Raw genomic sequence first — 19,771 nt, forward strand, 5'->3', positions numbered from 1 at the left:
AATATTGACAGCTCGCTGGAAAATCAGGCGCCAGGACGTAAAGTTAAACGACTGGCGCCCAATTTTTAGCTAACTTTCGCGCGGCGATTTGTTCTTTTGTAAGGTTTCTTTCACCTGACCAATCAGTTGACGGCGAAAATCGCCCAGTCGTGGCTTATCGTCATCGATCCACGGCAGCGGTCGGCAAAGTTCCATGGCTTTAATACCCAGACGCGCCGTTAATAATCCCGCGCCAATACCCTGCGCGGCACGCGTCGATAAGCGAGCGGCTAAATCCTGCGACATCCAGTCCATTCCCACTTCCCGCACCAGCTCACTGGCCCCGGCAAAAGCGATATTTAGCAGCACCAGGCGGAACAAACGCAGGCGGCTGTAATAACCGAGTTCAATGCCATACAGCGATGCGATGCGATTAATCAGCCGCAGGTTTCGCCAGGCAATAAACGCCATATCCACCAATGCCAGCGGACTGACGGCAATCATCAGCGTGGACTCCGCCGCTGAACGGCTAATCTCACGTCGGGCCTGCGCGTCCAGCACCGGCTGCACAAGATGGGCATACAGGCTGACGACTTCGCGATCGTTCTGCGTTTCATGAATTGAGGCATACCAGCGCTGTAGCGCCGGATGGGACTGATCGATACCCGCCTGCTGCGCCAGCTTTTCACAAAATGCACGACCTTTTCCGGTTCCATGGCTGTGGAGCAGATCTCGCGCTTCATCACGCTCGTGCGCACGCTGGCGCAAACGCCATAGCCGACGCCACTCGGTCGCAACCGATCCGACACCTGCGCCGATAATCAATGCGCCAGCGGCACATCCTCCCAGCGCGACCCAGTCCTGAGTCTGCCAGGCGTTCATGGTCCATTGTACGCCCTGAGCGACAACGCTCGCGCCAAACAGCGCCAACCCGCCCATCACCATTTTGCGCCACAAACTGCGTTTGGGGCGTAGGACCGCATCAATGACGGCTTCTGCCTGACCTTCGTCTTGCAGAGGTTCATCCACTGTCGCCGGAGAAAAAGTCTGCGCCTCTGTTTCATTGAACATCTGCTGCGCTTTAAACGCCGCGTTTTGTTCCACGTCCAGCGGACCTGAGAAATCGATACGCGGTTTTAACGGCTCGCTCATCGCAATTTATCTCCTATTAAAAACTCCATCGCGGCATCAAGACGAATATGCGGTAAGGGTTTATCAACATCCATAACCTGCGGGCGAAACGCTTCAAACTGAAAGCCCTGGCTGTCCCAGAATGCTTGTCCAGGTAAACGCGCGGGCACTTCCCCCGGATAAACGGTTAGCGGTTCACCATCGCTCAGACGATGACCACGCAGCGCCGGGATCTTTTCGCCCTTCACATCGATCAGGCCGCTGGTGGTTGCCTGTACTGATGCCAGTCCCAGACAATCCATGCTGATACCTTCAAACGCGGCGTTTTGCCAGGCGTCCTGGATCAACTGCTGCAATAACGACACCATATTGGCGTGCTGATCGACCGTGACGTGGTCGGCTTTGGTGGCGGCAAACAGCAGTTTGTCGATCACCGGAGAAAACAGCCGACGAAACAGCGTACGCTGTCCGTAATGGAAGCTTTGCATCAGTTGGGTGAGTGCCAGACGCATGTCGTTAAACGCCTGTGGCCCGCTGTTGAGCGGTTGCAAACAATCGACCAGCACAATCTGACGGTCAAAGCGCAGGAAGTGATTCTTATAAAATCCCTTCACGACTTTTTCACAGTAATAATTAAACCTGTCGCGTAGCATGCCCGCATTGGTGTGTTTGTCTGCCTGCGCCAGCTTCGATTCCCCCCAGGCATCAACGTCCGGCCACGGGAAGAACTGCAGCGCAGGCGCGCCCGCCATATCTCCGGGCAGAACAAAACGGCCCGGCTGAATAAAATGCAGTCCCTGCTGCTTGCACTGGTGCAGATACTCCGTCCAGGCGGCAGCGATTTCCGCCAGACGGTTTTCATCAGCAGGCGCCAGCGGATCCAACCCATGGCATAACTGCCGCCATCTTGCCGACCATTCGCCCCGCTGTCCCTGTAATAATCCGGTCATTTGCCGCGACCAGCTGAGATAATCCTGGGCCAGCATCGGTAAATCGAGCAGCCACTCCCCCGGATAATCGACGATTTCCAGGTACAGCGTGGAGGTGTCTTTAAAGTGGCGCAGTAAAGAATCATTGGATTTGTAGCGCAGCGCGAGGCGTATTTCACTCACACCGCGCGTAGGTGTCGGCCAGGTCGGTGGAGAGCCATACAACTGCGCCAGTCCCTCATCATAGGTAAAGCGCGGAATACCAAAATCGCGTTGTGGAACCCGTTTAACGCCGAGCAGACGCTCTTCGCGCACGCAACTGAGCAACGGCAGACGCGCACCGGCATGAATATTGAGTAACTGGTTTACCATCGCGGTGATAAATGCCGTCTTACCGCTACGGCTAAGTCCGGTGACAGCCAGGCGCAAATGCCGGTCTACGCCGCGATTAACCAGCGAATTGAGTTCATTTTTAAGTCGCTTCATCGCCATCCCGTTTTGCTGAAGGAACCGAAGAAATTATAACAAACAGGAAGTAAAGATAGGGGTCAATTCTTACTTATCAACTACCTGAGCTGTAACAGGCAGCATTATTCTTACCGCCTGAAGCAGAAGGAATGCGAGCGGTTTATTGATTCTCGACTTTAGGAAGCGCTATCTGATTGATGCCACCTTCGTTGGTCACCTGCGTGTAGCCCATTTCCGTCAACATATCCTTCGCCTGCCCCGATTGACGCCCGGAGTTGCAGTACAGCTTCACAGTGTCGGTCTTATCAGGAACTTCAGCAGCGATACGCGCCTTCATCTCTTTTAATGGAATGTTGACCGCCCCCTGAATATGCTGCTGTTGATACTGTTCAGGAACGCGAACATCAATCCAGTGCTCGGCTGCAAAAACCGGCATGCCGATGACCAGTGCCAACGCTAATACGCCTTTTTTCAACATAATATCTTCCTGACTGATAGTTGGATTTAACCAACACACTATACGCCAGTTCTTAAGAAAATATTGCGATTGCATTATCACCCTCGGCACCCGTGGACGACTCTTCCTATGGTTGCGCATACTGCGGTTAGTTTTTTGATTTTTCTGCCCGCATTCCGATATTGTTGTCATTCGCCAATTAACTCCATAATATGTTCGCCATTGACTCTCGGACGGAGCTTGGGATCTATGTCTCCTACCATTTATGATATTGCACGAGCCGCTGGCGTATCAAAATCCACGGTATCGCGCGTGCTTAATAAGCAAACCAATATCTCGCCGGAAGCGCTTGAAAAAGTGCTGCGTGCTATTGATGAGTTACAGTACCAGCCCAATAAACTTGCTCGCGCACTCACCTCTTCCGGGTTTGATGCAATAATGGTGATATCTACCCGTTCAGCAAAAACAACTGCCGGTAATCCGTTTTTCTCTGAAGTGCTGCATGCTATTACTGCCAAGGCTGAAGAGGTCGGTTTTGATGTCATATTACAGACGTCGCGAAGCACTGAAGATGATTTACAAAAATGTGAGAGCAAAATTAAGCAGAAATTGATCAAAGGTATCATTATGCTGAGCTCTCCCGCAGATGAATCTTTTTTTGCAAGGCTGGATAAATACAACGTACCGGTCGTGGTTATTGGAAAGGTTGAAGGCGATTACGCCAATGTCTATTCTGTAGACACAGATAATTATCGCGACAGCATTACACTAACTGATGCGCTGATTGAGAGTGGACACCGTAATATAGCCTGTTTGCACGCGCCGCTTGATGTTCATGTTTCTATCGATCGCGTTAACGGATATAAAGCCAGCCTTCAGGCTCATAATATTAAAATGCGCGATGAATGGATTGTTGACGGGGGCTATACCCATGAAACAGCCCTGCTCGCTTCACGAAAATTACTGAGTCAGCAGCCGTTACCCGACGCCGTATTTGCCACCGACAGCTTGAAATTAATGAGCTTATATCGCGTGGCGGCTGAGAAAAATATAACCATCCCACAACAACTTGCCGTTGTGGGCTACAGTAATGAGCTGTTGTCTTTTATGCTCACGCCCGTTCCTGGGGGAATTGATGTGCCTACCCAGCAGTTGGGTGAACAAAGCTGTAATTTATTATTTAACTTGATTGCGGGCGAGAAAGGATTACAAAATATCACGGTGAGCACACAAATATCGCTGGCCGACTCACTGGTGTAAAAACTGGGGCATAAATGCCCCAGTATATTTTAGAATGCGTAGTTCACGCCTATACCAGCATAATGGAATCTGTCGCTTTCGCCTTCGTCGTGATCTTCCCACTCATAGGCATACTCCAGTGACATTGATAAACCATTCTGGAAATCATATGCATACAGTAAACCGAGACGATTGAAATTATGGCCTTCACGTTCCGGATCATCTCGCCAGTCCCAGTTTGACCAGCGATCAAGCCCGAGACGGGTATACGGCGTCAGGGTGGTATTGCCTAAAGACAACGGTAAATATGCACGAATTTCCTGGGTTGAGAACTCACCATTATTGCGCGAATCAGCCAGATTAAAGCCGCGCTCAAGGTAATAGTTGACCGTTAAGCCCACCGTTTCGTTAAACCTGTAATTCAGACCGGTCTCGCTTTCGACACGACTATCGGAGTAGCCAGTAGTATTCAAATCATTAACGAATTGATACATCGACAGCCAACCGCTAAAGCGCAGGTCGTCGGTCAGTTTAACATCCCAGTCCGGCTGAACTTTCCAGCGCTGCATATTAGCGGTGTCGTTTCCTGGTTCATTGACATAGTGATAACCGTAATTACGGAAGCCACCGGTCAAACCGAAATTAACATCCTCACTTTCCAGAAATTGATAGCGAATTTCCAGTTCCGGACGATCAAACCAGGTACCACGCTTACCTTCGCTGTAATCAACCGGTCCTTCCTGATAATAGGCCAGCGATATTTTCCACGGCCCATTAGAGGCATTGAAATAGACGGACGGCTCAGCCAGTCCATCCATATCTTCGCCCTGACCTTCAACGTTTTCTATTTCGTACATAGCACCAATATTAAAGTGCCAGTCATTATTTTCAGCAGCCTGCGCGCAGGCCATTCCTGCGCTCATAATCAGCGCAGTAGCGGACAGTAGGGTTTTCATTATTATTCCTTGTTAAAATACTCGCAAAAATGCCCCAAGGCTTGGGGGGATTTACCCCCCCGGAATTTTATTGAATAGCCACTTCAGTTTCAGCATCAAAGAAATGGCATTTCGCCATATCAAAATGAATAGTGATATTTTCTCCTGCATGATAATCATTCACTGCCCCAGCACGGACCACCAACTCATGCCCCCCAACAATGGTATAAAGCATAAATTCAGCGCCGGTTAATTCTGCAACGCTAATTTTTGCCGATATACTATTTTCGTTATTAAGCTGCGGGTGTATATCTTCAGGACGAATTCCCAGAGTGACCGCCTGATGTTCATAACCCTGCGCTTTTAATTGTGCTAATTTATTTTGTGGAATCGTTAATTTCAGTGTTTCAGTAACAAACTTATCACCATCAATCGCGCCACGAATAAAGTTCATGGCCGGTGAGCCAATAAATCCGGCGACAAACATATTAGCCGGGTGGTTATAAACCGTTTTCGGCGCACCAACCTGCTGAACGATGCCATCTTTCATAATCACAATACGCGTCGCCATAGTCATGGCTTCGGTTTGGTCGTGGGTAACATAGATCATGGTGGTATTGAGTTTCTGATGCAGTTTGCTAATTTCAGCCCGCATCTGAACGCGAAGTTTGGCATCGAGATTCGATAAGGGTTCATCCATCAGGAAGACCCCCGCTTCACGTACAATCGCACGCCCCAGCGCCACACGCTGACGCTGACCACCGGATAACGCGCCGGGTTTACGCTGCAGATAATCGCGCAGACCAAGGATCTGCGCCGCCCAGTTGACGCGCTCCTCAATCACAGCAGGCGCTATTTTCTGCATTTTCAGACCAAACGCCATGTTGTCATAGACGGTCATGTGTGGGTATAACGCGTAGTTCTGAAAAACCATCGCAATGTTGCGTGATTTCGCCGGCACATCGTTCATCCGTTTACCGTCAATCAGCAAATCGCCGCCGCTGATCTCCTCCAGACCGGCGATCATGCGCAACGTAGTTGACTTCCCGCAGCCGGAAGGTCCAACAAAAACAATAAACTCTTTATCTTCAATTTCCAGATTGAAGTCTTTAACGACGTGTACCTGGTTGTCGTAAATTTTTTGAATGTGTTGCAACGAAAGCTGTGCCATGTTGAATCCTTTACTTGTCGTGTTGCCAGAAAGCCGATAAGCACGGCCACGTCAGAAATTCGGTTGCCGGAAGCAGCAAGTCTGCCCCATTCAGCCCTTTACCGATGCCGACAGAAAGCATGCCGCAGGCGTTGATTGCATCAATTCCCGCTTGTGCATCTTCTATGCCAATACATTGTTGCGGGTCAACGCCAAGACCCGCGCAGGCTGCCAGGAAAATTTCCGGATCCGGTTTCGAGCGGGTGAGCAATGCCGCATCCGCACAAAAATCAAAGCAAGAGCTAAGATTAAGCGCCTGTAAAATAGCCGGGGCATTGCGCGACACAGAGGCCAAACCCACCGGAATCCGTTCTTCCCGCAACGTCATCAACAGCTCACGTATTCCCGGTAATACCGAGTTAACCGTCAGCTGGCGCAAAGAATGGACATACAGTCTGTTTTTTCTCTCGGCCAATTGTGCGCAGGCCTCGGGAGAAAACGCCCCCGCCTTCCCACCATGGTGCAAAATACGCTGTAGTGATTCGCCGCGACTAATCCCTTTCAGGCTGTCATTAAATGCTTCGTCGATCACAATCCCTATTTCATCGGCTACCTGCCGCCAGGCCAGAAAATGCAGATGCGCGGTATCGGTAATCACGCCATCCAAATCAAAAATGATGGCCTGTGGTTTGAGTATCATTCATCGCCCCTTTGTGTGGTAGCGGTCCCATAAGTGGGCGAAATAATGGCGTCATTGCGGATTACGGTTTCCCCCTGCACGGAGACCTTTTCACCATTGACCCAAAGGACAATCTGCTCAGTGCTGTTAATACGGATTTCAGCCGCATTAATGATTACCTGCATATCGATGCCCTGCCAGCGCAGCGGGAAACACAGCGTTTGCCAATGAGCCGGTAAGGCAGGAGCAAGGTGTAACTCCCCGCGGCGAATATTCACGCCAGCAAATCCCTGGATTGCGCCCAGCCAGATGGCGCCCGTTGCCGCTGCATGAATGCCGTCATCGCAGCTATGTGGGTCCTCCCCGAGATCGATAAGCGATCCTTCACGCCAGAACCGATAGCCCTGTGCCGGATCACCGCAACGCGCTGCCACAATCCCGTGGATCGCTTTACTCAACGAGGAGTCATGAATTGTGCGCGGCTCGTAAAAGCGCAGGTTTGCCAGACAGGTTTGCGGGCAAAATTGCTCCGGTAACATGTAGGTCAGCATCACCACATCGGCCTGTTTGAGAATTTGCATCTCATTGACTTCTGCACGGGAGTAATCGAGCAAAATCGTCTGCTTGCCCGCTTTGGCTTTGTACTGTGACAGATCGATAGCCGGTTTGCTCAGGAAGGTATCGTCCTGAGGTAGCACGCCATCGGGCTGAACTTCCGGTCGCCAGAGATGCTGTAAAAAATACTCTGCGCGGTGAATAAACGTCTCATCACCGCAGCCCAACCGACGGGCAAAACCCAGCGCCTGTTCCACGTTGTACCAGGCCATGTAGTTGGTGAACGCGTTGTTGTTCACATGCTCAGTGTATTCATCCGGGCCAATCACATCGTGGATCTCTAAACGATCATTAACCATGACCGCCCTGCTGATCCAGAACTTCGCCGTTTCCAGCAGCAACGTCATTCCCTCACGGGACATGAAGTTTAGATCCCCTGAGGCATGCCAGTAATTGATTACCGCCCAGGCAATATCCGCCACGAGGTGATGTTCAGCCTGCGCAGAGGCCACTTTCTGACGCAGTCCGGTACGGATGTTGATCGCCGCAAATTCAGGCGTTTCCTCATCACCGCTGCGAGCGCTTTCCCAAGGGAAAAGCGCTCCCTGCCAACCGTTACGGCGGGCTTTCTCACGCGCCCCCGACAGATTATGCCAGCGGTAACGCAACAAACTTCTCGCGGTTTTCGGCTCGGTAAAGAGATGAAACGGTAACAGAAAGACCTCGGTATCCCAGAATATGTGGCCTTTATACCCTTCCCCCGTCAGACCTTTGGCCGCAATACTGCTGCGCTCATCGTGGTCAGGAGTCATCACACGCAGATGATAGAGCGCATAGTCCAGCGCTCGCTGATCGCTGGCATCAGTGCTGGTGACCTGAACGCGACGATTTTGCCACCAGGCATGCCAGTTAGCAGCCGACTCAGCCAGCAGAGCGTCATAGCCCTGCTGCGCGCATACTTCCAGGTTGCGCAGCGACTGGCGTCCCCAGGTCTCAAGCGACAGGCTGCGTTCGCTCGCCCAGTCTACCCAGCTAATTTTTGTCAGCGTGACGCGCTGTCCGGCTTTCGCCTGCATGCTGTTGTGTTGTAACAGCCGACGTTCTTTCGCGGTGAAGCAGCGCTGCGCTGCACCGTCTACATCGCAATACGTGGTGATAGCGATATCATTGCGGTTGTCCTGGGTGGTGTAAATCCCTTGCATAAGATGCTGGCCAAAGACCCGGACCTGCGTTTCATCCAAATGCTGACGACCATGATTGGTCATCGTGGCGTCAATTCCGGTCGAGATACCAATGCTGGCATCGCCATCCAGTGGCGTGACGACAACTTCCATCGCAAACAGCGGCAGTTTTTGTGCCGAGACAAATCGCCGGCTCTCAATGGCAAAACGCGCTCCGCCAGACGCACGCCAGGTAAGCGCACGGCGTAATTCCCCACTGGCAAAATCCAGTTCACGTTGCCAGCTTTCGATAACGCCGCTGGTGAGCGAGAAAATCTCACCATTGAGTGAAATCTCCACCCCCACCACATCAGGCAGATTAACCAGTTCATTAATCTCGCCTTTCCCTGCCCGGTGATACAGTCCAGCAAGGTACATGCCGCGAGTTTGTAAGGTGTAGGCTTCCTCGTGGCTGGCGCGAATCCCCATATAACCGTTACCGGTCGTCATGAGGGACGCATATTTATTCAGGTTGTGTGGGCAAAAAGCCGGTTCAGTTAGCATTACTGGCCTCGTCATAAGTCTACGTAGGTCCCTGTTTCAGCCGATTGATACAGTGCGGCAACCAGTTGTTGAATAACGACGCCTTGCTCTGCGTCGGCAATAGTGACAGGCTCGCCCTGGACATGATTCACAAAAGCTTCCATGCTGCGATAATGACGATTGTCATCGGCTATTTCGCGCTGAAGCAGTACGTCAAGCGTACCCTCACGATCGGTATAAACCTGGGCCGGGAATAACGTCGCCCCTGCCAGATCGCCGCAGAAATTAACGTTCATAATCGATTGTTCCGGGATATTCAGCGCAAAAGAGGTTTCCAGTCGCAGGATACCGCCGTTATGAAATTCAATCGTCCCGAACAGAGAATCCTCCACGGTATACGTCTCGGGATCCCATTTCCCAAACTGGCCGCTGTTTTTACGCGTGCCAATGCGTTGATAACTGTGTGCGTTAACGCGCTTTACTGCCGGAAACCCCAGCACATACATGGCGGCATCAAGCATATGGATGCCGAGATCAATCAGCGGCCCGCCGCCCTGCAGTTCTTTGTTGGTAAATACCCCCCAGCCGGGCACGCCGCAGCGGCGCAAAGCGCGGACATTGGTGACATAGATTTCACCCAGCACGCCGGCCATCACCTGCTCACGAAGCAGCTGCGTATCCAGTGCGAAACGATGATGAAAATCATAAGCCAGAACTTTCCCCATTCGACGCGCCGTGTTACACATTTCCAGCGCCTCGGCTGGCGTCATCGCCGGAGGTTTCTCACACATCACATGGCATCCGGCGTTCAGCGCCAACATGGTGTGTTCATAATGAAAACGATTGGGTGAACAGATGCTGACGATATCTGGCTTAGCCTCGCGTAGCATCGTCTGAGGATCGTCCCAAACCTGCGGATTGCCGTATTTCTCTGCCAACGCCTGCGCCTGTGACAGGCGGCTGTCACAGACAGCCACCAGTTCCAGATCGTTGCGGGTGCAGTAGTACGAAGCATGAACTTTATCCGCCACCTGCCCGGCGCCGATAATGGCGATGCGTAGCGGAGAGCTTGTCAGTGCACTTTTCACAGAAATCCTCTTAGCAGGTACGCAGCCAGGCCAGTGACTGACGGTACGCTTCCGGCAGGTTCTCTGCCCGTACACGCCCTTCGTACACGACGTAACCCTGATAATTATCTTCACGCAACTGATCAAACAGCGCAGTGAAATCCAGCGTACCGCTCCCCGGCTGATAACGATGGTTATCCGCAATATGGACGTGTCCCAGCAGATCGCGATTGTCATGCAGCGCCTGAGCCATATCGTCTTCTTCGATATTCATATGGTAAAAATCACCAATGATTTGCACATGCTTCAGGTTGTTTTCCACGATATAGCGACGGGCATCCGCCAGGGTGTTGATCATATGATCCTGATAGCGATTAAGCGGCTCCAGATACACCACCGTCCCCGTACGCTCGGCAACTTTATCTAGATAAATCAATGAATCACTTACTGCTTTACGATCACCCGCCAGGCTGCGCGGAGAGGTCATCGGCGGTAAGCGGAAGGTAAACATGCCCCATGCAGCGGGTACAATAATGCCCTGCCCACCGACTTCGGCCAGCGCTTCGAGAATGCGGGTAATCTGCTGTAAGCCATTCAAACGACGCTCTTCGATAAAATCACCGATCCAACCGTCATATCCTCCACAGGCGGTGGTGACGGGCAGGCCTGTTTCTTTGATTGCCGCTTTCACTTCTGCCAGGTTGTTAACCAGCAGCTTGCCGTCAATTTCAAAACCGTCAAACCCCATCTCTTTGATGTAACGGAATTTCTCGAGAATATTTTCCGGAAAAAAAGCCTGGTTCTGTGTTCCAATTTTCATCTTCTGCATTCCTTAATTAAAACGTCACGCCCATTTTGATGCTCTTTTCCGGATGGCGATCGACATACTGCATATAGCTTTCCGGGCTGCTGGCAAATGTCACTACCGGGTCAATAAGTTCTTCACAGTTCAGGTAACCGTTCATCAACAGTTCCCAACAGGTCTCCTCAATACGCTTGCGGCTCCAGCGCGGATAATCCGGATTTGGCTCACTGCAGGCACGGGAGAAGACAATTTTGGCGTTGTTGAAGTGCGCTTCACGCCCCAGGTTGAAGCCTTCAGCAAAAGGTTTCGCGAAAGCGACATAGGAGATGGTTCCACCATAGGCCAGACCACGTAACGCCGATTGCAACGCATCCGCATAGCCGCTGGTTTCGATAATCACATCCGCGCCCTGCTTGCCGGTCAGCTTCTTAATTTCCATGCCGACATCGGTGCCAATAGGATTCAGACAGAAATCCGCGCCATGACGACGCGCGATATCGCAACGATGGGCAATCGGATCCACACCAATGACCACCGAGGCTCCCGCTTTCTTAGCCAGTTGGACGGCAATCTGGCCAATCGCCCCTAAGCCGACGATGACAACAAAGTCGCCGACACGCACATTGGCGTCGCGCACGCCACTCATGGCGAACTGTGCCGGGTCATAGCACACGGCATTTTTCCACGAACTACCTTCCGGCATTTTGCGCAGTTTGTAGTTGTTTACCGCATTAAAGAAAACCGTTTCTGCCAGTGGGCCGTAGCCGCAAACTGAATCGCCAACGGCGTATTCGGTCACATCGCTGCCACACTCAATAACATCGCCCACCACCATGTTGCCAAGCTGGAACTTGCCGAATTCAATCCCGCGCGGCGCCCCTTCCGGACGCGGCATGAACATTTGCCATTCGCCGTTGAAATCTTCGTCAATAAACGGACTGGCAGCGCGAAAATCGACCACTTCCGTGCCATGTTTCGGCGCACCAAAGCGAACGCGAACTTTCACTTCATTGGCGGATACAGCTCTGTCTTCATATTCCACCAGCGCCGCAACACGCGGTTCTGTGGCAACTAACTTCTTCATTTACAACTCCTTAATTAAACTGGCCGCTTAGCCTTTCACGCCGCCTGCGGTCAAACCACTTTTAATAAAACGTTCGGAAAGCGCATACATAATGACGACCGGCAATGCGGTGACTAACGATGCCGCCATCATGCGTCCCCAGATATAGTCAGGCGTACTGAACAGCGCGTTCAGACCGACCGGTAAGGTAAAATTGCTGGCGCTGGAGAGGAAAATCGAGGCAAACAGATAGTCATTCCACGCCACCATAAAGCAGTACACAAAGACCGAAACCAGACCGGACATCGCCAACGGCACGGTAATGCGAAAGATGATCTGCAGACGGTTCAATCCATCCATCATCGCGGCTTCTTCTATTTCATCCGGAATGGTGTCGAAGTAGCTTTTCAGCATGAACACCGCGGTCGGCAGCGTCTGGGTGACCATGGTGATAATCAACGCCATTTCGGTGTCATAGATGCCAAGTGCCGTAATGATTTTGAATAGCGGCACCACCAGCAGGATCCCCGAAAACATGTACACCGTGTAAAAGCTGGCATTGATAGTCATTCGCCCCTTAAAACGCAGGCGGGAAAGCGCATACGCTCCGAGTACGCCGAGAAATACCGCCACCACCGAAGAAGTGACCGATACCACCAGGCTATTACGGAAGTAGTCAACAAACGGGAAAATCATCGGGTTGAAGATGTCGATGTAATGTTCCAGCGTCCATTGCTGCGGTAACAACGTCGGATGCAGCGAGATCGCCTCTTTGGCGCTTTTAAATGAGGTCATCAGCATCACAAAAAATGGGAATAGCGTGATGCCCAGGAAGACAATTAATCCACAGTAAAAGCCGATGCGGCCAAGTGTGCGCTTATTTGTTGCCATTGAGGTTCACCCGTTTTCTGGTCAGCAGGATAACAGCGAAAATAATGACGAAGAGGACGACAGAAATAGCGGCCGCTTTGCCTAAGTCGTTAAATGCAAACGCTGTTTTATAGAGATAGACCCCGAGAATATCGACTTTAGTGGTCAGCAGATAAACATCGGCGAACATGTAAAACATCCAGATCGTGCGCAGTGTGACCACGGTTGCCAGCACCGGCATAATCGCTGGCAGCGTGACGATACGAAACCGTTGCCAGGCATTCGCGCCGTCCATTTCTGCCGCCTCATACAACGATTTATCAATCGTCTGTAAAATCGCCAGAAACGAGATAAAGGCATACGGGAAGTAGCGCCAGATGGCGAACAGCACGACCAGCGCGAAGCTGCTGCCGGGATTGTCGAACCACAGCGGTGCCTGATCGTAGAGATGCAACAGATCCACGCCGAGGTAGTTCACAATGCCGTAGCCGTTGTTGAACATGTATTTCCAGGCAAACACCAGCGAAATTGATGGCGTCACGTAAGAGAGGATGACCAGTGAGCGCGCCGTTTTCCGCAGACGAAACTCACGGTTAAAAAACATCGCTACGCCCAGCCCCAGTACCGTGCTTCCTGCCACAACCAGCGCGGTATACCAGACCGTCATCCACAGCGAATGCCAGAATCCGGGATCGGATAAGATACGGATATAGTTGCTCAACCCGACAAACGTAGACTCAATTTGCGGATTCAGCGGCAGTCGCATAAAGCTGATTTCGATGTTTGATATCATCGGCCACGCCACTAAACCGCCCAGCAACAGCAAGCTGGGCGCCAGCAGCAGCATGGCGAATGGCATATCAGATCGACCTGAAAAGAACTTATTCATCACGGCTTTCCATTTCCCCATTAGCGCTGTTCAACGAGGTCATCCAGTTTTTTCTGGCTCGCTTCAATCGTGGTGACGAGGTCGGCTTTACCTACCGTCACGTTGTGCACCATTGAGCTCACAACACCGGAGCCTGTGACGTCGCCCATGCGGGTGAAGTTCTTATCGCCGACGGCACCAAACACCTGGATATTCGGCAGTTCGGCAATCAGCTGATCGGGTAATTCACCCAGCGCTTTGATGACAGTGTTATCTTTCCACGTCGGGGTATTCACCACTGCTTTGTTGACCGGCAGCGCCGCCCCTGGCGACATCATGACCCAGTCCGCGATGTTGTCGGCCTGCTCCATAAAGGTGACAAATTTCTCTGCCGCTTCTGTCTCTTCAGACTTTTGACCCGCGGTAATGGTTAACGACGTCAGCATGCCGTAAACAGCAGAGTTTTTTTCCGTCGGCACCATAAAGCCCACATTTTTAGGATCGCCCTCTTTAATCACCGCCGGGAGGATATAGGTGGAATAAATCGCCATCGGCGCCGTGCCGTTCATGAACGCGTCTTTGACTTCCATGATGTCGTTTGAGCCCGGCATGGTGTTCATTGCCAATTGGCGGTAATACTGCAGCGCCTGCGCCATTTCAGGTGTGTTGAGCGTTATCTTTCCTTGCGCATCAAAAACGTTGGCCTGGTTTGAGAGCGCGAACTGGGAAAATGACTGTTCGGTCAAAACGCTTTCCGCCGTGGGCAGCGCAATACCATATTTCTTACTACCAGGATTGTTTAGCTTCTGCGCCACGCTCAGCAGTTGTTGCCAGTCTTTTGGCTCTTCCAGCCCAGCTTTTGCCAGCACATCTTTGCGATACCAGATCCCGCCAATCCAGGCGCTAACCGGAACCCCGGTCCAGGCGGTACCGTCTTCAGTGCGCACAATACGCAGCACGCCATCATAAAAAGTACCTTCACCTACGGCGTTGATGACCTGCGCTACGGCTTTACGATCGATAAGTGATTCTTTATCCATAACTTTCGCGTAGTCATGGCTGGTTTCAATGACTTCAGGCAGTGAACCGCTCCGCGCCAGGGTGATGACCTTGGTGTTGTACGCATCTTCTTCTACAGGAACCTGTTTGACACTGATCCCCGGGTTCTCTTTTTCAAAACGCTCAATCAGTTTTGCAATAACCGCCTGCCGCTCCTGTTCAACAGAAGAGTGCATAAATTCAATCGCAACAGAGGACGTTTTATCATCCTTACACCCGGAAACCAGGGCGCAGGAAACCAGTGCTGAAATCAGCACAATTTTAGTTTTAAGCGGCTTTGTTGAATAAATCGAACTTTTGCTGAGTTGAAGGATCAGATCACGCATCTTCCCGACAACGCAGACCGTTCCGTGGCAAAGCAAAAGTTCAAAATCACCAACTGGCCCACCTACAATAAAGCCCTCATCAACCGTGGCTCCATAACTTTCTGGCTGGATGATGAAGCTATTCAGGCCTGGTATGAGTCAGCAACACCTTCTTCACGAGGCAGACCTCAGCGCTATTCTGACCTTGCCATCACGACTGTGCTGGTCATTAAACGCGTATTCAGGCTGACCCTGCGCGCTGCGCAGGGCTTTATTGATTCCATTTTTTCTCTGATGAACGTTCCGCTACGCTGCCCGGATTACAGCTGTGTCAGCAGGCGGGCAAAGTCGGTTAATGTCAGTTTCAAAACGCCCACCCGGGGTGAAATCGCACACCTGGTAATTGATTCCACCGGGCTGAAGGTCTTCGGTGAAGGCGAGTGGAAAGTCAAAAAGCATGGCCAGGAACGCCGCCGTATCTGGCGTAAGCTGCATCTCGCCGTTGACAGTAAAACACATGAAATCATCTGCGCTGACCTGTCGCTGAACAACGTTACGGACTCAGAGGCCTTCCCGGGTTAATCCGGCAAACCCACCGGAAAATCAGGTCAGCCGCCGCCGATGGCGCTTACGATACCCGGCTATGTCACGATGAACTGCGGCGTAAGAAAATCAGCGCGCTTATCCCTCCCCGAAAAGGTGCGGGTTACTGGCCCGGTGAATATGCAGACCGTAACCGTGCAGTGGCTAATCAGCGAATGACCGGGAGTAATGCGCGGTGGAAATGGACAACAGATTACAACCGTCGCTCGATAGCGGAAACGGCGATGTACCGGGTAAAACAGCTGTTCGGGGGTTCACTGACGCTGCGTGACTACGATGGTCAGGTTGCGGAGGCTATGGCCCTGGTACGAGCGCTGAACAAAATGACGAAAGCAGGTATGCCTGAAAGCGTGCGTATTGCCTGAAAACACAACCCGCTACGGGGGAGACTTACCCGAAATCTGATTTATTCAACAAAGCCGTTTTAAGCATGAAATGTTCCTTTTTATTACTTAACCCACATGACCTGCCAGGCGTTCAACGTTAATTCTTTACCTGAAATAGTTTTACCGCTAATCAAATCAAATCCATTTTCAACATCAATACTAATGGTTTGCGTATGACCGCTGACATTAAATAATCCGGTAATTTTTTCGCCTGTTTCCGCCGTACGTTTAATTTGCATTACAGCCGGTGTAACACTGATAATCTGAAAATCACTATCAGGGTGAAATGCTTTATTACTACGACGTATTACAATTAATCGGGATAATTCATGATAAATAGCGTGGCGCAAACTGGTTTCATCTGCCAGCTCCGTTTCGATTTGGCTTATTTGATATTTTTTGCGGTTGATCGCGCGGTTATAACCTAGCGCCTCGACACCTTTATAATCATTGCGTGACCCAAGAATGCTTTGAATGTAAACCGCAGGTACACCCGGAAAACTCAGCAAAATGGCATGTGCGAGAATAAAGCGGGAAAAACGCTCGGCATCACTACAATTGCCTGGCGTCAGTGCGTCCATATATGTCACGTTAATTTCATACGGACTGCGACTACCATCAGGGTTATTTTTCCAGTTAACCAGCGCGCCTTCCTGTTGTAATTCCGTCACCAGGCGCACGATCTCGTCTTCAGGTAACAAACCACGTAATGGGTTGAGACCAATGCCGTCATGCGATGCGAGGAAATTAAACCAGGTGGTCTCACTGGACGGCAGTTCCAGTGATTGCGCCCACTGGCACAAGGTTGAGGTATCCTGGCGTTGTACCGCATGCAGCACCAGCGGCGGTAACGAGAACTGGTACACCATATGCGCTTCATCACGGCCATTTCCGTAGTAGGACACATTATCCTTATGCGGAACGTTTGTTTCGGTAATAATCGCCGTACCAGGCGCCGCGCAGTCAGCAATAGCGCGAAATAGTTTGATAAGCTGATGCGTTTTTTCCAGGTGAATACAGGTCGTTCCAGGCTCTTTCCACATAAAGCCAACCGCATCCAGGCGGACATAATCGGCGCCCTGCTCAAGATAACTCAATAGCACATCGACCATCGCCAGTAACACTATCGGGTTGGCATAGTTGAGATCAATCTGGTCGTCGCTGAACGTCGTCCATAAATAGCGTACGGTGTTATCTTTCAGCGTAAAAGGCGTCAGTAACGGTAATGCGCGTGGACGCGTTACGTTGCTCAGGTCCGTATCAGGATCCATCGCAATAAAGAAATCTTCATAACCGTCAAGCTGTTGCAAATAGTTATTAAACCATTCGCTTTTCGCTGACATATGGTTACAAACAAAATCAAACATCAGTCGACTGGATTTACCCAATTGCTTAATATCATTCCAGTCACCGGTTTCTTCAGCAACCTGATGGTAATTAATTACGGAAAAACCATCATCCGATGACCACGGATAAAACGGCAACAGATGCACATGAGAAAATGTCGACTTAAGCCATTCATTATAAAATTGATTAAACATCGGCAGTGGTTTTTTGCCTGCCCCGTGGAATTGATCGGCGTAGGTAATAAGAACCACATCGCCCTCGTCCCAATGCGCTTTACGGATTTTTTTAATTAATCCCTGTGATTTCTCTAAACGTGCAATCAGCGCTTCATAGTGGCATGAAGTAAACGTATCACCATAAACTTCTGCCAGGCATTTTTGGATTTTTTGGTTCACCTTCAATTCTCGTGGTAGCGGTCCCATGAATCAAGAGACTACTCTGCGGGAAATAAGCTGTCAATCGGCTGAGGTGGCCAGGAGGGGGATAATAAAAGAATTTTGGCAGCCAAAAAATCGTATTTGTGAGCTGCCGCAAATTAACAGTGGGAATGTTGATTAATTGTTGCTTGCTTTTGCTGATTCGGATATCAGCGTTGATTACCTGAATAGCGTTTCGATAATTTTGCCGCTGCCCGACTCAAAACCGGCTCCAGGACCAACGCCAGCAGCATTTTAAGCGGGCGTCGGGCGACGGACTTCACCGCCCACCCTGCTACCCCCGCCGGGCCGTAACGAAGCGCAGTTAAAAGCACCAGCTTACCTGCTATTTTAAAGCCCGGCTTAACCCTTTGCCCGGCACGTTGCCAGCGATTGTTCATTTCTATCCTCACAATTGGCGGAAACGGCTGCGCAATGAAAAGGTATCAGACGTGACATAACGCTCCATTTCACGCAAACGCTTTTCACTTGCCGCCAGCTCGCGATCGACGGCATCCAACAGCTCGCCGCTTGATGGCTGCTGCTCACCGGAAACCACATTGTCCGGCATCGGGTCCAACACAAACGTCAGCACGATGTAAGCGACGAAGGTGAAAAAGGCCAGACCAAAAAAGACGGACAACACCACCAGGATCCGTACCAGCTTCACAGGCACATCGAGGTAATGCGCAATACCTGCGCAAACCCCCTTCACCATGCCCTGTTGCGGAATACGCCACAGTTTTTTGTTCAGATTAACGCCTCCCATTAGCGGTCCCTCCAGTTTGGATGTTCAGCATCAAGGATGTCTTCCAGCGCCTGAATGCGCTCGCGCATCCGCTGTGCGTCATCGTTGAGTTCTACCAGACGTTGCTGTTCACTTTGCGCCAGTTCGCCACGACTGGAACGGTTGCTGTAATGCAGCCAGAGCCAAATCGGTAAAACGAACAGCACAAAGATGGTTAATGGGATAGCCAGAAATAGCGCGCTCATGAGTACTCCTTACAGGTGATGAGCGGCGGCGCGTTCGGGCGCCGCCAGATGTTATTATTGCTTATCTTGCTGCATTTTGGCTTTAAGTTGCGCCAGCTGCTCGCTGATTTCATCATCTGCTTTCAGATCAGCAAATTGCTGATCCAGAGACTGCTGTTTACCGAAGTTATGGCTTTCGGCCTCAGCTTCCATCTGATCGATACGACGCTCAAAAGATTCAAAGCGTGCCATCGCTTCATCCAGCTTACCGCTGTCCAGTTGACGACGAACATCACGCGAAGAGCTCGCAGCCTGATGGCGCAGCATCAATGCCTGCTGACGAGCACGGGTTTCACTGAGTTTATTTTCCAGCTCACCGATCTCTTTTTTCATTCGCGCCAGCGTATCGTCAACCAGCGTCACCTCATGCTCCAGAGAAGCAATCAGATCAGTCAGTTTCTGTTTTTCGATTAAGGCAGAACGCGCCAAATCTTCTTTCTCTTTACGCAGCGCCAGCTCGGCTTTTTCTTGCCACTCTGCCTGTTGTGCGCTGGCCAGTTCGATACGGCGAGATAATTGTTTCTTTTCTGCCAGAGCGCGTGCGGAGTTTGAGCGCACCTCAACCAGCGTGTCTTCCATTTCCTGGATCATTAACCGCACCAGCTTCTGCGGATCTTCAGCCTTTTCCAGCAACGCATTAATGTTGGCGTTCACGATGTCGGCAAAACGAGAAAAAATACCCATAATGTAATCCTCACTTACTGTTCTGATATCGGGCTATGCCC

The 19,771-nt window shown here is 51.1% G+C and carries 19 protein-coding genes and 1 pseudogene; 2 read left to right on the plus strand and 18 right to left on the minus strand.

Annotated features, from left to right (window positions below; genetic code table 11):
- Positions 1-69: 69 nt before the first annotated feature.
- From GPJ68_RS12690 to pspE, 3 genes are all read right to left on the minus strand, one after another.
- A complete protein-coding gene (locus tag GPJ68_RS12690) occupies positions 70-1,131 on the minus strand; it encodes a YcjF family protein (protein WP_104652049.1) in 1,062 nt (353 codons plus the stop codon).
- The gene (locus GPJ68_RS12695) at positions 1,128-2,525 is read right to left on the minus strand and encodes a YcjX family protein (protein WP_109017872.1); all 1,398 of its coding nucleotides are present in this window, start codon (positions 2,523-2,525) and stop codon (positions 1,128-1,130) included. Before GPJ68_RS12695 ends, GPJ68_RS12690 begins: the two co-directional genes overlap by 4 nt.
- A 142-nt stretch (positions 2,526-2,667) precedes the next feature.
- Positions 2,668-2,985, minus strand: a complete 318-nt coding sequence (gene pspE, locus GPJ68_RS12700; RefSeq protein WP_016153216.1) for a thiosulfate sulfurtransferase PspE — start codon at positions 2,983-2,985, stop codon at positions 2,668-2,670.
- Positions 2,986-3,213: 228 nt separating this feature from the next.
- Here pspE and GPJ68_RS12705 point away from each other — a divergent pair, with 228 nt between their 5' ends.
- Complete coding sequence (locus GPJ68_RS12705; RefSeq protein WP_016153217.1) at positions 3,214-4,224, plus strand: LacI family DNA-binding transcriptional regulator; 1,011 nt, start codon at positions 3,214-3,216, stop codon at positions 4,222-4,224.
- A gap of 29 nt (positions 4,225-4,253) precedes the next feature.
- Here GPJ68_RS12705 and GPJ68_RS12710 read toward each other — a convergent pair whose 3' ends face one another.
- The 10 genes from GPJ68_RS12710 to GPJ68_RS12755 all read right to left on the minus strand — a co-directional run bounded on the left by GPJ68_RS12710 (position 4,254) and on the right by GPJ68_RS12755 (position 15,283).
- Positions 4,254-5,159, minus strand: a complete 906-nt coding sequence (locus GPJ68_RS12710; protein WP_016156630.1) for an OmpG family monomeric porin — start codon at positions 5,157-5,159, stop codon at positions 4,254-4,256.
- Between the two features lie 67 nt (positions 5,160-5,226).
- Positions 5,227-6,309, minus strand: a complete 1,083-nt coding sequence (locus tag GPJ68_RS12715) for an ABC transporter ATP-binding protein (protein WP_016153219.1) — start codon at positions 6,307-6,309, stop codon at positions 5,227-5,229.
- 10 nt (positions 6,310-6,319) lie between these two features.
- Complete coding sequence (gene pgmB, locus GPJ68_RS12720; RefSeq protein WP_046274543.1) at positions 6,320-6,988, minus strand: beta-phosphoglucomutase; 669 nt, start codon at positions 6,986-6,988, stop codon at positions 6,320-6,322.
- Positions 6,985-9,261 carry a glycoside hydrolase family 65 protein gene (locus GPJ68_RS12725; RefSeq protein ID WP_104652052.1) on the minus strand — a complete coding sequence of 759 codons (2,277 nt, stop codon included), beginning with the start codon at positions 9,259-9,261 and terminating at the stop codon, positions 6,985-6,987. The genes pgmB and GPJ68_RS12725 overlap by 4 nt, the downstream gene beginning before the upstream one ends.
- Complete coding sequence (locus GPJ68_RS12730) at positions 9,258-10,313, minus strand: Gfo/Idh/MocA family protein (RefSeq protein WP_075848148.1); 1,056 nt, start codon at positions 10,311-10,313, stop codon at positions 9,258-9,260. The genes GPJ68_RS12725 and GPJ68_RS12730 overlap by 4 nt, the downstream gene beginning before the upstream one ends.
- Before the next feature lie 10 nt (positions 10,314-10,323).
- Positions 10,324-11,112, minus strand: coding sequence for a sugar phosphate isomerase/epimerase (locus tag GPJ68_RS12735; protein ID WP_016156634.1), 789 nt, complete (start codon positions 11,110-11,112; stop codon positions 10,324-10,326).
- A 16-nt stretch (positions 11,113-11,128) separates the two neighbouring features.
- Complete coding sequence (locus GPJ68_RS12740) at positions 11,129-12,181, minus strand: zinc-binding alcohol dehydrogenase (RefSeq protein ID WP_016153224.1); 1,053 nt, start codon at positions 12,179-12,181, stop codon at positions 11,129-11,131.
- A gap of 27 nt (positions 12,182-12,208) precedes the next feature.
- A complete protein-coding gene (locus GPJ68_RS12745) occupies positions 12,209-13,051 on the minus strand; it encodes a carbohydrate ABC transporter permease (RefSeq protein WP_003020474.1) in 843 nt (280 codons plus the stop codon).
- The gene (locus GPJ68_RS12750; RefSeq protein ID WP_003840754.1) at positions 13,038-13,919 is read right to left on the minus strand and encodes a carbohydrate ABC transporter permease; all 882 of its coding nucleotides are present in this window, start codon (positions 13,917-13,919) and stop codon (positions 13,038-13,040) included. Before GPJ68_RS12750 ends, GPJ68_RS12745 begins: the two co-directional genes overlap by 14 nt.
- Before the next feature lie 20 nt (positions 13,920-13,939).
- A complete protein-coding gene (locus GPJ68_RS12755; RefSeq protein WP_180836699.1) occupies positions 13,940-15,283 on the minus strand; it encodes an ABC transporter substrate-binding protein in 1,344 nt (447 codons plus the stop codon).
- A gap of 24 nt (positions 15,284-15,307) precedes the next feature.
- On the opposite strand from GPJ68_RS12755, the pseudogene GPJ68_RS12760 reads away from it, so the two are divergent.
- Positions 15,308-16,230: pseudogene (locus GPJ68_RS12760) on the plus strand (IS5 family transposase).
- Between the two features lie 83 nt (positions 16,231-16,313).
- Here the strand turns inward: GPJ68_RS12760 and GPJ68_RS12765 are convergent.
- The 5 genes from GPJ68_RS12765 to pspA form a co-directional block, all read right to left on the minus strand.
- Positions 16,314-18,020 carry a sugar phosphorylase gene (locus GPJ68_RS12765; RefSeq protein ID WP_304488132.1) on the minus strand — a complete coding sequence of 569 codons (1,707 nt, stop codon included), beginning with the start codon at positions 18,018-18,020 and terminating at the stop codon, positions 16,314-16,316.
- A 164-nt stretch (positions 18,021-18,184) separates the two neighbouring features.
- A complete protein-coding gene (gene pspD / locus GPJ68_RS12770) occupies positions 18,185-18,415 on the minus strand; it encodes a phage shock protein PspD (RefSeq protein ID WP_047500373.1) in 231 nt (76 codons plus the stop codon).
- 8 nt (positions 18,416-18,423) lie between these two features.
- Positions 18,424-18,783 carry an envelope stress response membrane protein PspC gene (pspC, locus tag GPJ68_RS12775; RefSeq protein WP_003020497.1) on the minus strand — a complete coding sequence of 120 codons (360 nt, stop codon included), beginning with the start codon at positions 18,781-18,783 and terminating at the stop codon, positions 18,424-18,426.
- Positions 18,783-19,007, minus strand: a complete 225-nt coding sequence (gene pspB, locus GPJ68_RS12780; RefSeq protein WP_016153227.1) for an envelope stress response membrane protein PspB — start codon at positions 19,005-19,007, stop codon at positions 18,783-18,785. The genes pspC and pspB overlap by 1 nt, the downstream gene beginning before the upstream one ends.
- A gap of 54 nt (positions 19,008-19,061) precedes the next feature.
- Positions 19,062-19,730, minus strand: a complete 669-nt coding sequence (gene pspA, locus GPJ68_RS12785; protein ID WP_016153228.1) for a phage shock protein PspA — start codon at positions 19,728-19,730, stop codon at positions 19,062-19,064.
- Positions 19,731-19,771 lie beyond the last annotated feature (41 nt).

The organism is Citrobacter sp. 172116965, assembly GCF_013458095.1.
In the GTDB taxonomy this organism is placed as follows: domain Bacteria; phylum Pseudomonadota; class Gammaproteobacteria; order Enterobacterales; family Enterobacteriaceae; genus Citrobacter; species Citrobacter braakii.

What these genes read in the sequence shown, in the direction of transcription:
- GPJ68_RS12745 (WP_003020474.1), bottom strand. Translation starts at nt 13,051, where the DNA reads ATGGCAACAAATAAGCGCACACTTGGCCGCATCGGCTTTTACTGTGGA.
- pspB (WP_016153227.1), bottom strand. Translation starts at nt 19,007, where the DNA reads ATGAGCGCGCTATTTCTGGCTATCCCATTAACCATCTTTGTGCTGTTC.
- pspC (WP_003020497.1), bottom strand. Translation starts at nt 18,783, where the DNA reads ATGGGAGGCGTTAATCTGAACAAAAAACTGTGGCGTATTCCGCAACAG.
- GPJ68_RS12705 (WP_016153217.1), top strand. Translation starts at nt 3,214, where the DNA reads ATGTCTCCTACCATTTATGATATTGCACGAGCCGCTGGCGTATCAAAA.
- GPJ68_RS12740 (WP_016153224.1), bottom strand. Translation starts at nt 12,181, where the DNA reads ATGAAGAAGTTAGTTGCCACAGAACCGCGTGTTGCGGCGCTGGTGGAA.
- GPJ68_RS12750 (WP_003840754.1), bottom strand. Translation starts at nt 13,919, where the DNA reads ATGAATAAGTTCTTTTCAGGTCGATCTGATATGCCATTCGCCATGCTG.
- pspA (WP_016153228.1), bottom strand. Translation starts at nt 19,730, where the DNA reads ATGGGTATTTTTTCTCGTTTTGCCGACATCGTGAACGCCAACATTAAT.
- GPJ68_RS12735 (WP_016156634.1), bottom strand. Translation starts at nt 11,112, where the DNA reads ATGAAAATTGGAACACAGAACCAGGCTTTTTTTCCGGAAAATATTCTC.
- GPJ68_RS12765 (WP_304488132.1), bottom strand. Translation starts at nt 18,020, where the DNA reads ATGGGACCGCTACCACGAGAATTGAAGGTGAACCAAAAAATCCAAAAA.
- pspE (WP_016153216.1), bottom strand. Translation starts at nt 2,985, where the DNA reads ATGTTGAAAAAAGGCGTATTAGCGTTGGCACTGGTCATCGGCATGCCG.
- GPJ68_RS12725 (WP_104652052.1), bottom strand. Translation starts at nt 9,261, where the DNA reads ATGACGAGGCCAGTAATGCTAACTGAACCGGCTTTTTGCCCACACAAC.
- GPJ68_RS12695 (WP_109017872.1), bottom strand. Translation starts at nt 2,525, where the DNA reads ATGAAGCGACTTAAAAATGAACTCAATTCGCTGGTTAATCGCGGCGTA.
- GPJ68_RS12690 (WP_104652049.1), bottom strand. Translation starts at nt 1,131, where the DNA reads ATGAGCGAGCCGTTAAAACCGCGTATCGATTTCTCAGGTCCGCTGGAC.
- GPJ68_RS12715 (WP_016153219.1), bottom strand. Translation starts at nt 6,309, where the DNA reads ATGGCACAGCTTTCGTTGCAACACATTCAAAAAATTTACGACAACCAG.
- GPJ68_RS12710 (WP_016156630.1), bottom strand. Translation starts at nt 5,159, where the DNA reads ATGAAAACCCTACTGTCCGCTACTGCGCTGATTATGAGCGCAGGAATG.
- pgmB (WP_046274543.1), bottom strand. Translation starts at nt 6,988, where the DNA reads ATGATACTCAAACCACAGGCCATCATTTTTGATTTGGATGGCGTGATT.
- GPJ68_RS12755 (WP_180836699.1), bottom strand. Translation starts at nt 15,283, where the DNA reads ATGCGTGATCTGATCCTTCAACTCAGCAAAAGTTCGATTTATTCAACA.
- pspD (WP_047500373.1), bottom strand. Translation starts at nt 18,415, where the DNA reads ATGAACAATCGCTGGCAACGTGCCGGGCAAAGGGTTAAGCCGGGCTTT.